At 62.2% G+C, this 12,756-nt stretch carries 11 protein-coding genes; 6 read left to right on the top strand and 5 right to left on the bottom strand.

Going from position 1 to position 12,756, the window contains the following annotated elements:
• Positions 1 to 58: 58 nt before the first annotated feature.
• Positions 59 to 1,441: an amino acid permease gene (locus tag CAY82_RS03635; RefSeq protein WP_087499972.1), complete on the bottom strand. Its 1,383-nt coding sequence runs from the start codon at positions 1,439 to 1,441 to the stop codon at positions 59 to 61.
• Between the two features lie 255 nt (positions 1,442 to 1,696).
• Here CAY82_RS03635 and gcvA point away from each other — a divergent pair, with 255 nt between their 5' ends.
• Together gcvA and CAY82_RS03625 are read left to right on the top strand one after the other, a co-directional pair.
• Positions 1,697 to 2,593, top strand: coding sequence for a transcriptional regulator GcvA (gene gcvA, locus CAY82_RS03630; RefSeq protein WP_087499971.1), 897 nt, complete (start codon positions 1,697 to 1,699; stop codon positions 2,591 to 2,593).
• Positions 2,594 to 2,828: 235 nt separating this feature from the next.
• Positions 2,829 to 4,079: an aspartate aminotransferase family protein gene (locus CAY82_RS03625; protein WP_087499970.1), complete on the top strand. Its 1,251-nt coding sequence runs from the start codon at positions 2,829 to 2,831 to the stop codon at positions 4,077 to 4,079.
• A gap of 3 nt (positions 4,080 to 4,082) precedes the next feature.
• Here CAY82_RS03625 and CAY82_RS03620 read toward each other — a convergent pair whose 3' ends face one another.
• Positions 4,083 to 4,385: a hypothetical protein gene (locus tag CAY82_RS03620; protein ID WP_085720495.1), complete on the bottom strand. Its 303-nt coding sequence runs from the start codon at positions 4,383 to 4,385 to the stop codon at positions 4,083 to 4,085.
• A gap of 184 nt (positions 4,386 to 4,569) precedes the next feature.
• Between CAY82_RS03620 and CAY82_RS03615 the strand changes: the two genes are divergently transcribed.
• The gene (locus CAY82_RS03615) at positions 4,570 to 4,995 is read left to right on the top strand and encodes a hypothetical protein (RefSeq protein WP_087499969.1); all 426 of its coding nucleotides are present in this window, start codon (positions 4,570 to 4,572) and stop codon (positions 4,993 to 4,995) included.
• A 73-nt stretch (positions 4,996 to 5,068) separates the two neighbouring features.
• Positions 5,069 to 7,180, top strand: a complete 2,112-nt coding sequence (gene fusA / locus CAY82_RS03610) for an elongation factor G (RefSeq protein ID WP_087499968.1) — start codon at positions 5,069 to 5,071, stop codon at positions 7,178 to 7,180.
• A gap of 131 nt (positions 7,181 to 7,311) precedes the next feature.
• Here the strand turns inward: fusA and CAY82_RS03605 are convergent, their stop codons facing one another.
• Positions 7,312 to 8,754: a SulP family inorganic anion transporter gene (locus CAY82_RS03605; RefSeq protein WP_087499967.1), complete on the bottom strand. Its 1,443-nt coding sequence runs from the start codon at positions 8,752 to 8,754 to the stop codon at positions 7,312 to 7,314.
• A gap of 135 nt (positions 8,755 to 8,889) precedes the next feature.
• Here CAY82_RS03605 and CAY82_RS03600 point away from each other — a divergent pair, with 135 nt between their 5' ends.
• A complete protein-coding gene (locus tag CAY82_RS03600; RefSeq protein WP_170931019.1) occupies positions 8,890 to 9,654 on the top strand; it encodes a secretin N-terminal domain-containing protein in 765 nt (254 codons plus the stop codon).
• 489 nt (positions 9,655 to 10,143) lie between these two features.
• On the top strand, positions 10,144 to 11,469 hold the full coding sequence (aceA, locus tag CAY82_RS03595; RefSeq protein WP_087499966.1) for an isocitrate lyase: 1,326 nt from the start codon (positions 10,144 to 10,146) through the stop codon (positions 11,467 to 11,469).
• A gap of 92 nt (positions 11,470 to 11,561) precedes the next feature.
• On the opposite strand, the gene CAY82_RS03590 is transcribed toward aceA, so the two are convergent.
• Together CAY82_RS03590 and CAY82_RS26590 are read right to left on the bottom strand one after the other, a co-directional pair.
• Positions 11,562 to 11,825 (bottom strand): DUF3077 domain-containing protein, encoded by a 264-nt coding sequence (locus CAY82_RS03590; RefSeq protein ID WP_087499965.1) that lies wholly within the window; start codon positions 11,823 to 11,825, stop codon positions 11,562 to 11,564.
• Positions 11,826 to 11,970: 145 nt separating this feature from the next.
• On the bottom strand, positions 11,971 to 12,117 hold the full coding sequence (locus tag CAY82_RS26590) for a hypothetical protein (protein WP_170931015.1): 147 nt from the start codon (positions 12,115 to 12,117) through the stop codon (positions 11,971 to 11,973).
• Positions 12,118 to 12,756: the final 639 nt, after the last annotated feature.

Genomic DNA, 12,756 nt, shown 5'->3' with positions numbered 1-12,756 from the left:
CGCTTCCTGTGCTTATTGATATGGGGGCGCGCAACGCCCCCACATTAAACCAGAAACATCAGGCCGTCTGGGCAACCACCCTGGCGCGCCGCTGGGTCAGCGAAACCAGCAGGATGAATACGGTCACCCCGGCAGTCATCAGCGTCTCGTAGCGGTAGGCATCGCTGAACAGCATGTAGCCCAGCACCATGACGATGGTGCCGATCACCAGCCAGGTCAGCCACGGGAACAGCCACATCTTCAGCTCCAGCGGCCGCCCTTCACGATCGGCACGGGCCCGCATGCGCAGCTGCGACACAGCAATCACCAGGTACACCAGCAAGGCGATGGCGCCCGTGGTGGACAGCAGGAAGCCGAATACCTTGCCTGGGAACACATAGTTGACGAAGCACCCGGCAAAGCCGGCCAAGGTCGAGAAGATGACCGCCACGGTCGGTACGCCAGAGCCGGAGATACGCTTGGTTACGCTCAGCGCCTGGCCACGGGCGCCCAGCGAATAGAGCATGCGCGACGCGGTGTACAGGCCCGAGTTCATGCAACTGGTCACGGCCACCAGCACCACGATATCCACCAGCAGCTTGGCGCCCGGCACGTTCAGCACTTCAAGCACACGCTGGAACGAACCCACCGCTTTCAGACCCGGGTCGTTCCAGGCCACCAACGATACCACCAGGAAGATCGACGCCAGGTAGAAGATGGCGATGCGGTACACCACCAGGTTGGTGGCGCGACGGATCTTGTCTTTCGGGTTGGCGGTTTCGTCTGCGGCAATGGTGACGATTTCAGCGCCGAAGAACGAGAAAATGGTGATCAGCACGCCACCGAGCACGGTACCAAAGCCGTTGGGCATGAAGCCACCGTTGTCCCACAGCCGGCTGACCCCGGACACCTCGGCCAGCGGCCAGACGCCGAACACCGCCAGGCTGCAGACGACGATGAAGGCAATGATCGCCACCACCTTGACCAGCGCGAACCAGTACTCGAAGGCACCGAAGTTCTTCACGCTGATCAGGTTGGTACCCGACAGCACCAGCATGATCAGGAACGCGAACAGCCACGACGGCACACCGGGGAAGTAGGCATGCAGGATGTCTGCGCCGGCAATGGCCTCGACCGGAATGATCAGTACCCAGAACCACCAGTACAGCCAGCCGATGGTAAAGCCTGCCCAAGGGCCGATGGCTTCGGAGGCATAGGTGGAAAACGAACCGCTGTTGGGGTTGGCGATGGCCATTTCGCCCAGCATGCGCATCACCAGCAAGACCAGCAGGCCGGTCATGGCGTAGGAGATGAGGATGGCCGGGCCGGCGGTGGCGATGGCGTTGGAGGAACCGATGAACAGGCCGGCACCGATGATGCCAGCAATGGAGATCATGGAAACCTGACGGGACGTCAGGCCGTGCTGCAGAGAGCGCTGTTTGTTGTTGTGTAGCGAAGCCATGAAGAACCCTCGAATGGGTCGGCCGCGGCGGAGCGGCGGAAGACTGGAGCAGAATTCTTATAAATTTCTGATGTTCGTTGTTGTTGTTTTCGCAAATGCCGGAACAGGTACTGACCTCCTCTTCGTACGACCGGTTGTAATCGTTGATCCAGGTCAGTATTAATCTATAGGCCGGGGTCAACAAACGACCTTTTCGAAACACATGATTCCTTTATGGAATGAACTCCTTCCTTTTTCGCTCGGTATTTGCCCGTCATGTCCAAACGCCTGATGCCTTCGACCACCGCCCTTCAGTGCTTCGAAGCGGCCGCCCGCCACCTCAGCTTCACCCGCGCGGCCCAGGAACTGCACCTGACCCAGAGCGCCGTCAGCAAGCAGGTGGCGCAGCTCGAGGACATGCTGTCGCACTCACTGTTCCAGCGCATTCGCCGGCGCCTGCACCTGACCCCGGCCGGCGCGCTGTACCTCACCGAAGTGAACAAGATCCTCACCCAGATCGATATTTCCAGCCGCTACATCCTCAGCTACGGCGACGAGACCGAAGTGCTGCGTATCGCCACCCAGCCCACCTTCGGCGCGCGCTGGCTGGTACCCCGGCTGAAGGGTTTTGGCGACCGCTACCCGCGCATTCACCTGGATATCCGCAACGAGCTGGAGCCGTTCGACCTGGTGCAGGCCAAGGCCGACATTGCATTTTTCTTCGGCCAGGGCACCTGGCCTGGGGCAACCTGCATAGAGCTGTTCAGCGAGGAAGTGGTGCCGGTATGCAGCCCGCAACTGCTGGCCGACCACCGTTTCGACAGCGCCCAGGCGCTGACCGAACACCGCCTGCTGCAGTGCGTGTCGCGCCCGGAGGCCTGGCACGAATGGTTCCTGGGGCTGGGTTTACATAGCCAGAACAGCTACCACGGGCCACGCTTCGACACGTTCTACCTGTGCATCCGCGCGGCCATTGCCGGCTGCGGAATCGCCCTGATTCCGCGCTACCTGGTGGCCGAAGAACTGAGCGAGGGCAAGCTGGTGGTGGCCTGGGACCACCCGGTGGCGAGCAATGGCCGGCACTTCATCGCCCACGCCGAGCATGCGGCCGAAGTGCCCAAGGTCAGGGCCTTCGTGCAGTGGATTCGGGAGCGGGTGGCCGAGGGGGATTGATTTGACCTGTACCGGCCTCTTCGCGGGTAAACCCGCTCCCACAGAGATCGCACAGCTTTCAAGTGTGGCGCCGTACCTGTGGGAGCGGGTTCACCCGCGAAGAGGCCAGTGCTAGCAATACATAATCAGCCAAGATCACGAATCCAGGGAATGACCGCAATCGAATAATTCGTTTGCGGAATAACCCGCCAACACGCTTGGATAATAAGAAATTCGAACAAAGGTCCGCGTGCCCATGAACCAGGAAAGTATCAGCCAATCCATTGCCATCGTTCACCCGATCACACTTTCCCATGGCCGTAATGCCGAAGTCTGGGACACCGATGGCAAGCGTTACATCGACTTCGTCGGCGGTATCGGCGTACTCAACCTGGGCCACTGCAACCCGGCCGTGGTCGAGGCGATCCAGGCCCAGGCCACTCGCCTGACCCACTACGCCTTCAACGCAGCCCCCCACGGGCCATACCTGGCACTGATGGAGCAACTGAGCCAATTCGTGCCGGTCAGCTACCCCTTGGCCGGCATGCTCACCAACAGCGGCGCGGAAGCTGCGGAAAACGCCCTGAAAGTAGCCCGCGGTGCCACCGGCAAACGCGCCATCATCGCCTTCGACGGCGGCTTCCACGGTCGCACTCTGGCCACGCTGAACCTCAACGGCAAGGTCGCCCCGTACAAGCAACGGGTCGGTGAACTGCCGGGGCCGGTGTACCACCTGCCCTACCCCAGCGCCGACACCGGGGTAACCTGCGAACAGGCCCTCAAGGCCATGGACCGCCTGTTCAGCGTCGAGCTGGCCGTGGAGGACGTGGCGGCGTTCATCTTCGAGCCGGTGCAGGGCGAAGGCGGCTTCCTCGCCCTTGACCCAGCCTTCGCCCAGGCCCTGCGCCGCTTCTGCGACGAGCGCGGGATCCTGATCATCATCGACGAGATCCAGTCGGGTTTCGGTCGCACCGGCCAGCGCTTCGCCTTCCCGCGCTTAGGGCTTGAGCCCGACCTGCTGCTGTTGGCCAAGAGTATTGCCGGCGGCATGCCACTGGGTGCGGTGGTCGGGCGCAAGGAACTGATGGCAGCGCTGCCCAAAGGCGGCCTGGGTGGCACCTATTCAGGCAACCCGATCGCCTGCGCGGCGGCCCTGGCCAGCCTGGCGCAGATGACCGACGAGAACGTCGCTACCTGGGGTGAGCGCCAGGAGCAGGCAATCGTGCGCCGCTACGAGCGCTGGAAGGCTTCTGGGCTGAGCCCGTTCATCGGCCGCCTGACCGGCGTCGGCGCCATGCGCGGGATCGAGTTCGTCAATGCCGACGGCAGCCCGGCACCGGCGCAGCTGGCCAAGGTGATGGAAGCGGCGCGAGCCAAGGGCCTGTTGCTGATGCCTAGCGGCAAGGCACGGCACATCATCCGCCTGCTGGCACCGCTGACCATCGAGGCCGCGGTGCTCGAAGAAGGTCTGGATATCCTTGAGCAGTGCCTGGCCGAGCTGAACTGATACTTACAAGCCCAGTTCTGCGGGAGTGAGCATGTCGGACTCGAAGGCAATCCAGCCGCCTTCGAGTTCGGCGTGGCCGTTGACGATCGGGCCATAGTAAGTCAGGCCGTTTTCCAGGGTCACGCAGATGTGCGTGGCGTTCTTTTCAGGGGCCGCGAGCGTACCGACGAAATGCACCTTCTTCAGGGTTTCGGTCACCGCTTCCAGGCCAACGCGCATGTTTGGGTTTTCCGAGGCTTCGGTGTCGCCGCCGCGGTCTTCGGCGCTGATGGTGATGGTGGCGATGTACGGGTACTTGGTGCTCAAGCGGGGTTACCTCAGTGGGTGTGTAGGCGTATGGGCGCGTAGAGTACGGCAGGTGATCTCCATTGTCTCTACTGGCCTCTTCGCGGGTAAACCCGCGAAGAGGCCGGGCCTGCAAAAGGTGATCTGAAGGGTCCGATCTGTTAGGGTGCCCGCCGATGCAAGCCACACCACACGAGGATACCGAGTGAGCGCCGAAGAACCCCTGATCGCCGACCTGTTCGAAGTCGACAAACGCCTGTCCCTCAAGCCCGTGGTGGACTTCAACAGCTACCTGCGCAATGCCTTCGGCGAAGGCCCGTGCCGTTGCCACCGCTGCACCGAAGGTGGCGACCAAAGCACCTACAGCCACGCCCACACCTTCACCTTCGACGGCCGCCAATGGCACCGCCGCTTCGCCAGCACCTCCGGCAGCGACGTCGCCCAGGCCCTGAAAAAAGCCTGGCTGTCGTACACCAAGGCCGATCTCAACCTGGTAGGTGCACTGGACCTGGCCACCCTCAAGACCTTCACCGAAGCCGCCCTGCACACGCGCCTGCTGGCCCTGCTGCCCGCCAGCGGCCTGGCCCGCGAAGTGGACGGCCAGTGGATGCTGCAAGCCCAGGCCGACTGACGGTCAGGCGGCAGGGCAGGATTCTCCCGGTCTGCTACCGTGGGAGAATCCGCTCATCCACAGGTAGTCCGCCATGGCCCGCACAACGCCCATCGAGCTGTACCGCAATATCGGCATCGTCGCCCACGTGGATGCCGGCAAGACCACGACCACCGAGCGGATCCTGTTCTACACCGGGGTCAACCACAAGATGGGCGAAGTGCACGATGGTGCCGCGACCATGGACTGGATGGCCCAGGAGCAGGAGCGCGGCATCACCATCACCTCGGCGGCGACCACCGCCTTCTGGCAGGGCTCGACAAAGCAGTTCGCCCACAAGTACCGCTTCAACATCATCGACACCCCAGGCCACGTCGACTTCACCATCGAGGTGGAGCGTTCGCTGCGCGTGCTCGATGGCGCGGTGGTGGTGTTCAGCGGCGCGGACGGGGTCGAACCACAGTCCGAGACCGTTTGGCGCCAGGCCAACAAGTACCATGTGCCACGCCTGGCCTACATCAACAAGATGGACCGCCAGGGCGCCGATTTCCTGCGCGTGGTCAGGCAGATCGACCAACGCCTGGGCCACCACCCGGTACCTATCCAGCTGGCCATCGGCAGCGAAGAAAACTTCGTCGGCCAGATCGACCTGGTGAAGATGAAGGCCATCTACTGGAACGACGCGGACCAGGGCACCAGCTACCGCGAAGAAGACATCCCCGCCGAGCTGCAGGCGCTGGCCGACGAATGGCGTGCGCACATGGTCGAGGCAGCAGCCGAGGCCGATGACGAACTGCTCAGCAAGTTTCTCGAAGGCGAAGCGTTAAGCATCGAAGAGATCAAGGCCGGCCTGCGCAAACGCACCCTGAACAACGAGATCGTGCCGACTATCCTCGGCTCGTCGTTCAAGAACAAGGGCGTGCCGCTGATGCTCGACGCGGTCATCGACTACCTGCCCGCGCCTTCGGAAATCCCGGCCATCAAGGGCACCGACCCGGATGACGAAGAAAAGCACCTGGAGCGCCACGCCGACGACAGCGAGCCGTTCTCGGCCCTGGCGTTCAAGATCGCCACCGATCCCTTCGTCGGCACCCTTACCTTCGCCCGGGTCTATTCCGGCGTGCTCAGCTCCGGCAACGCGGTACTCAACTCGGTCAAGGGCAAGAAGGAACGCATCGGCCGCATGGTGCAGATGCACGCCAACCAGCGCGCCGAAATCAAGGACGTGTGCGCCGGCGACATCGCCGCGCTGATCGGCATGAAGGACGTGACCACCGGCGATACCCTGTGCGACATGGACAAGCCGATCATCCTCGAACGCATGGACTTCCCCGACCCGGTCATTTCCGTGGCAGTAGAGCCGAAGACCAAGGCCGACCAGGAAAAAATGGGCATCGCCCTGGGCAAACTGGCCCAGGAAGACCCGTCATTCCGCGTGCGCACCGACGAAGAGACCGGCCAGACCATTATCTCGGGCATGGGCGAGTTGCACCTGGACATCATCGTCGACCGCATGCGCCGCGAGTTCAACGTCGAGGCCAACATCGGCAAGCCACAGGTGGCCTACCGCGAGAAAATCCGCAACACCTGCGAGATCGAAGGCCGTTTCGTCCGCCAGTCCGGCGGCCGAGGCCAGTACGGCCACTGCTGGATCCGCTTCGCCCCCGGCGACGAGGGCAAGGAAGGCCTGGAATTCATCAACGAAATCGTCGGCGGCGTGGTACCGCGCGAGTACATCCCGGCTATCCAGAAGGGCATCGAGGAGCAGATGAAGAACGGCGTGCTCGCCGGTTACCCGCTGATCAACCTGAAGGCGGCGGTGTACGACGGCTCATACCACGATGTCGACTCCAACGAAATGGCCTACAAGATCGCCGCCTCGATGGCCACCAAGCAGTTGTCGCAGAAAGGTGGAGCAGTGTTGCTGGAGCCGGTGATGAAAGTGGAAGTGGTGACGCCGGAGGAATACCAGGGTGACATCCTCGGCGACCTGAGCCGGCGCCGCGGGATGATCCAGGATGGTGACGAAACGCCGGCCGGCAAGGTGATCCGTGCCGAGGTGCCGCTGGGCGAGATGTTCGGCTACGCCACCTCGATGCGCTCGATGACCCAGGGCCGGGCCAGCTTCTCGATGGAGTTCACCCGCTATGCCGAGGCGCCGGCGAGCATTGCCGATGCCATCGTCAAGAAGAACCGCGGCGAATAAACCTTTCGCCTGCACCGGCCTCTTCGCGGCTAAAGCCGCTCCCACAAGGACATCACAGCCAGTGAATACTGTGCAGTACCTGTGGGAGCGGCTTTAGCCGCGAAGAGGCCGGCACAGACAACAACCAACCATCAGTGCTGCTCGCCAGCCCGCTTCAGCAGCTTCTTGCAGCGCTCCGACAGATGCACCACCCGCAATTGCTTGCCCGCCCTGGAATACCGCTCGCGCAAGGTCTTCAGCGCAGCAATCGCCGAGTAATCGACAAAGCTCAAATGCTGGCAATCCAGAGTCACATTGGCCGGGTCATTAGCCGGATCGAACTGATTCAGGAACTGCGTGGTCGAGGCAAAGAACAGCGTGCCATGCACCTGGTAATGCTTGCCTCCCTCTCCATCTTCACGGCTGTCGGCGTACAGCTCCCGCGCATGCTGCCAGGCAAAGTTCACCGCCGCGATGACGATGCCGAACAGCACCGCCACGGCCAGGTCGGTGAACACCGTGACCACGGTTACCGCGATGATCGCCAGCACATCGCTGGCCGGCACCTTGTGCAGCACCCGCAACGACGCCCAGGCAAACGTCTGCTGCGCCACCACGAACATCACCCCGACCAGCGCCGCCAGCGGAATGCGCTCGATCAGCGGCGCCAGGAACAGCACGAACAGCAGCACCATCACCCCGGCCACCACGCCCGACAGCCGGCCACGGCCATGGGAGCTGAGGTTGATCATCGTCTGGCCGATCATCGCGCACCCGCCCATGCCACCGCACAGGCCCGAAACCATGTTCGCCGCCCCTAGTGCCACGCACTCGCGGTCCGGGTAGCCACGGCTCTCGGTGATCTCATCGGTCAGGTTGAGCGTAAGCAGGGTTTCCAGCAGGCCGACCATGGCCATCAGTACCGCGTAGGGTGCGATGATCTTCAGGGTCTCAAGGTTCCACGGCACGTCCGGCAAGGCCAACTGTGGCAGGCCACCGGCGATGCGTGCCATGTCGCCCAAGGTACGGGTGGGCAGGTCAAGCAGGTAGACCAGCACACCAACGCCGAGGATCGCCACCAGCGCCGGCGGCACCGCCCGGGTCAGCTTCGGCAACACATAGACCACCAGCATGGTCAACGCCACCAGGCCGATCATCAGGTACAGCGGCGCACCGCTCAGCCAGTGCTCACCCTCCTTGAAATGCTCCAGCTGGGCCAGGGCGATGACGATGGCCAGGCCGTTGACGAAGCCGAGCATCACCGGGTACGGCACCAACCGCACCAATTTGCCCAGGCGCAACAGGCCGAACAGGATCATCACCCCGCCCCCCAGCAGCACCGTGGCCAGCAGGTACTGCACACCGTGCTGCACCACCAGGGCGACGATCACCACCGCCATCGAGCCGGCAGCGCCGGAAATCATCCCCGGCCGGCCACCGAATAGCGCCGTCAGGGTGCAGATGATGAAGGCGCCGTACAGGCCCATCAGCGGGTTGAGGTGAGCCACCAAGGCAAAGGCGATGCACTCGGGCACCAGGGCGAACGAGGTGGTCAGGCCGGCGAGCAGGTCGGCACGGAGTCGGGCGGGTTTCATGGGCATCCTGTGGCGCAGTCCGGATGGACGGATGGAAAACAAGGGGCGCGATGTTACGGAATTTGTCTGATAGCAGCCACCGCTCAAAGAGGTTCTGTAACGTGAAGCCAGCACAAGCCGGGCAAATTTGCCATCATGAACATTCCACCTGCGGAGATCATGGACATGCCGCTACGCCCCCTTTTCGCCTCCCTGCTGCTGGCCGCCAGCCTCACCGCCCAGGCCGCCACCGAGGTCGTACCGCTACAACACCGCAGCAGCGCCGAACTGCTACCCGCCGCCCAGGCCTTCATTGGCAAGGACGGCACGGTCAGCGCCTTCGAGAACAAGCTGATCGTCAACGCCAGCGCCGAACGCATCGACGACCTGCGCGCCCTGCTGCAACAGCTGGACACCGCCCCCAAGCGCCTGCTGATCAGTGTCGACAACAATGACAGCAACTTCCAGGACAACCGCGGCAACGCGCGCGTCATCCATTACGGGACCAGCAACCGTGACGGCGGCATGCAGCAGATTCAGGCCAGCGAAGGTCAACCGGCGCTGATCCAGGTAGGCCAGAGCATACCGATCACCAGCACCAGCACCGACGGCTACGGGCGCATTCAGAGCAATACCGAATACCGCAACGTGACCCAGGGTTTCTACGTCACCCCTAGCCTGAGCGGCGAAACGGTTCGTCTGCAAATAAGCAGCAATAATGACCGCATCAGCCAGGAACGCGCGGATGTAGTGAAAGTACAGAGCACCGACACAACAGTCACCGGAAAGCTCGGCGAGTGGATCAACCTGGCGGGGTACAATCAGCAGAGTCAGGCTGATCGCAGCGCGTCAAGCCTCAGCTACAGCACCCAGCGCGGTGAAAACATGACTTTACGTGTCAAAGTCGACCTTCTCGACTGATCCCAGGCAATTCAAGGCCTCGACCAAAGGCCTTGAAACTGACTGCCAAGTCGTATTAGACCAAAGATGTAGTAAGCGAAAAAAACCACTACAAAACATTTGACAGGGTCTTTTTCCCAAGGGCATGATGGCCTCGCTCCCGCTAATCAGGGGCCCTGGCAAGGGCCTTCGAGACGCACTCCTCCCACCCCTGGAGGCGCCTCGTGTCTATACGGCCCACAAGGCGGTTCGACGGGATTGCGACTGCAACGAAGAAGTTGTCCCGAGGGACGGAAGCGCATCACCGCAGTACTGGCAATCGCGCAGCACCGCAGCAAGGCAACCACGAGCCGACCTGCCGGAGCTCCTTTCGCCTGGCCTGCACACCCTTCCCCTTCGAGCCTTCGCGTTCGCCGCCGCACTCCTGCGAACAGGACAGCCGCCAGCTCCCTGATCTGCTCCGAGCATCAGCACAATTACCCCAAGATCGATGCGACGAGGTTTATTTCCATGGCACTGACACGCGAACAGCAAATTGCAGCCCTCGAGAAAGACTGGGCCGAAAACCCGCGCTGGAAAGGCGTGACCCGTACCTACACCGCCGCTGATGTCGTTCGCCTGCGTGGCTCCCTGCAGCCGGAGCACACCCTGGCCCGCCTGGGTGCAGAAAAACTGTGGAAGCTGGTCACCGAAGGTGCCCACCCGTCCTTCCGCCCAGAAAAAGATTTCGTCAACTGCATGGGCGCCCTGACCGGTGGCCAGGCAGTGCAGCAGGTCAAGGCCGGCATCCAGGCCATCTACCTGTCCGGCTGGCAGGTTGCCGCCGACAACAACTCGGCCGAGTCCATGTACCCTGACCAGTCGCTGTACCCGGTCGACTCGGTACCGACCGTGGTCAAGCGCATCAACAACGCCTTCCGCCGCGCCGACCAGATCCAGTGGAAAGCCGGCAAGAACCCGGGCGACGACGGTTACATCGACTACTTCGCGCCAATCGTGGCCGACGCCGAAGCCGGTTTCGGTGGCGTACTGAACGCCTACGAGCTGATGAAGAACATGATCGAAGCAGGCGCCGCCGGCGTGCACTTCGAAGACCAGCTGGCCTCGGTTAAAAAATGCGGCCACATGGGTGGCAAGGTGCTGGTACCGACCCAGGAAGCTGTACAGAAGCTGGTGGCTGCGCGCCTGGCCGCTGACGTGTCGGGTGTACCGACCATTATCCTGGCCCGTACCGACGCCAACGCCGCCGACCTGCTGACCAGCGACTGCGACCCGTACGACCAGCCGTTCGTGGTTGGCGAGCGTACCCGCGAAGGTTTCTACAAGGTACGCGCCGGCCTCGACCAGGCCATTGCCCGCGGCCTGGCCTACGCCCCGTACGCCGACCTGATCTGGTGCGAAACCGCCAAGCCGGACCTGGACGAAGCCCGCCGCTTCGCCGAAGCGATCAAGAAGGAGTACCCGGACCAAATCCTGTCGTACAACTGCTCGCCTTCCTTCAACTGGAAGAAGAACCTGGACGACGCGACCATCGCCAAGTTCCAGCGCGAGCTGTCGGCCATGGGCTACAAGCACCAGTTCATCACCCTGGCTGGCATCCACAACATGTGGCACGGCATGTTCAACCTGGCGCACGACTACGCCCGCAACGACATGACCGCCTACGTGAAGCTGCAGGAGCAGGAATTCGCTGACGCCAACAAAGGCTACACCTTCGTGGCGCACCAGCAGGAAGTGGGCACTGGCTACTTCGACGACATGACCACTGTTATTCAGGGCGGGGCTTCGTCGGTGACTGCACTGACTGGTTCGACCGAGGAAGAGCAGTTCCACTGATAGTGGGTTGCTGTTGAAGAAAGGCCCGGGGTTTGTGAAAGCCCTGGGCCTTTTTGCATGGGTTCAAATAGCAGCCTGTGACTGGAACAACCTCAAAGCTTCATGCCCAGCTCTGCGTCATCCATCAGCGCCTTGGCCATGGCGCTGAGGTAATGGGCAGCCCAGATCATCATCGGTTTCTCGTCCATCAGGCCGGTGATGGTCAGTTCGCGCACATAGCCCATCAGCTCCGAGGACTGCTCGCGGGCATCCCGACAAGGAATGCCGGGCTCGATGCGGAACAGTGGGTGGGTGCCGTTTTCACCTTGGTAGAAGGTGGTTTTGCCGACGGTGAACTGGGTGTCTTCTGTTGTCATTGTTCATTCCCCTGAAAATTCTCTACTGCCTGGGCCGGCCCTTTCGCGGGTAAACCCGCCCCCACAGGTGCTGTGCAAGTCTTGGCGCTTGTGATGAACCTGTGGGAGCGGGTTTACCCGCGAAGAGGCACACCCAGACAACACATCAATCAAGCCTTAGTGCAAAGTCCGAGGCCCTGTGTGCATCTGCGCCTGAACCAATGCCGAAGGCCTGATGCACCACGGTGGCCTGGATCAGGGTGTCTTCGAGGGAATGGGGGTTGTGGGGTAGATCGGGGACAACTTTTAGCATGACTCGCTCCTTTCTTTCCTGTTTGGCTGCCATCCGCCCGCTGTCAAACGGTTAGGTGGCAGCTATGCGCGGGTTGACAGACCGGTGGAAAGAAAGAAAGACCGGCGCACGCGAACGTGCCCACACGCACAGCTGCCATTGAGGCAAAGCGAGTGCACCTTCTTTCAATTCCGGCCTGTCAAAGCCGTGTCGTTGATGTGCAACGACTCGCCGAGACTAGAGCGCTGCCACAGCAGCCGCAACGGAAAAAAGGCGGCAAGAGTATGTTTGGGAAATGGCCTACATGGAAGGGGTTAAATCCGACATGTCAGGTGTTCTGCGCCCGATTGCGTCAGGGCGGCGAGGTGCCTGCCTTGGTTTTTGCGGTGCTGCGTAGATCGAGCGCCGCCCGCGCGGCGCTTCGCGGGACAAGCCCGCTCCCACATTTGTTGCAACGTGGCCATGCCTGTGGGAGAGGCGTTGTCAGCCTTGGCGCATGACTTGAGATAGATGGGACGGCAGCAGCGCCAGTCGAGAAATCAGGCCAGGGCAACCAGGCTGACAACCATGGCCTGACAGGTTCGGCACGTTGCAACAAATGTGGGAGCGGGCTTGTCCCGCGAAGCGCCGCGCGGGCGTCGCTCGGTCTCACAGGCGGCG

This window comes from Pseudomonas sp. SID14000 (assembly GCF_002165135.1).
Lineage (GTDB): Bacteria > Pseudomonadota > Gammaproteobacteria > Pseudomonadales > Pseudomonadaceae > Aquipseudomonas.
The sequence above is the reverse complement of the archived record's forward strand: the minus strand, read 5'-3'. Positions and strand labels throughout refer to the sequence as shown.

Bases quoted from the DNA above. Each gene is read 5' to 3' on its own strand.
- CAY82_RS26590 (WP_170931015.1), bottom strand. From the start codon at position 12,117: ATGCTAAAAGTTGTCCCCGATCTACCCCACAACCCCCATTCCCTCGAA.
- gcvA (WP_087499971.1), top strand. From the start codon at position 1,697: ATGTCCAAACGCCTGATGCCTTCGACCACCGCCCTTCAGTGCTTCGAA.
- fusA (WP_087499968.1), top strand. From the start codon at position 5,069: ATGGCCCGCACAACGCCCATCGAGCTGTACCGCAATATCGGCATCGTC.
- CAY82_RS03590 (WP_087499965.1), bottom strand. From the start codon at position 11,825: ATGACAACAGAAGACACCCAGTTCACCGTCGGCAAAACCACCTTCTAC.
- CAY82_RS03605 (WP_087499967.1), bottom strand. From the start codon at position 8,754: ATGAAACCCGCCCGACTCCGTGCCGACCTGCTCGCCGGCCTGACCACC.
- CAY82_RS03600 (WP_170931019.1), top strand. From the start codon at position 8,890: ATGAACATTCCACCTGCGGAGATCATGGACATGCCGCTACGCCCCCTT.
- CAY82_RS03625 (WP_087499970.1), top strand. From the start codon at position 2,829: ATGAACCAGGAAAGTATCAGCCAATCCATTGCCATCGTTCACCCGATC.
- CAY82_RS03635 (WP_087499972.1), bottom strand. From the start codon at position 1,441: ATGGCTTCGCTACACAACAACAAACAGCGCTCTCTGCAGCACGGCCTG.
- aceA (WP_087499966.1), top strand. From the start codon at position 10,144: ATGGCACTGACACGCGAACAGCAAATTGCAGCCCTCGAGAAAGACTGG.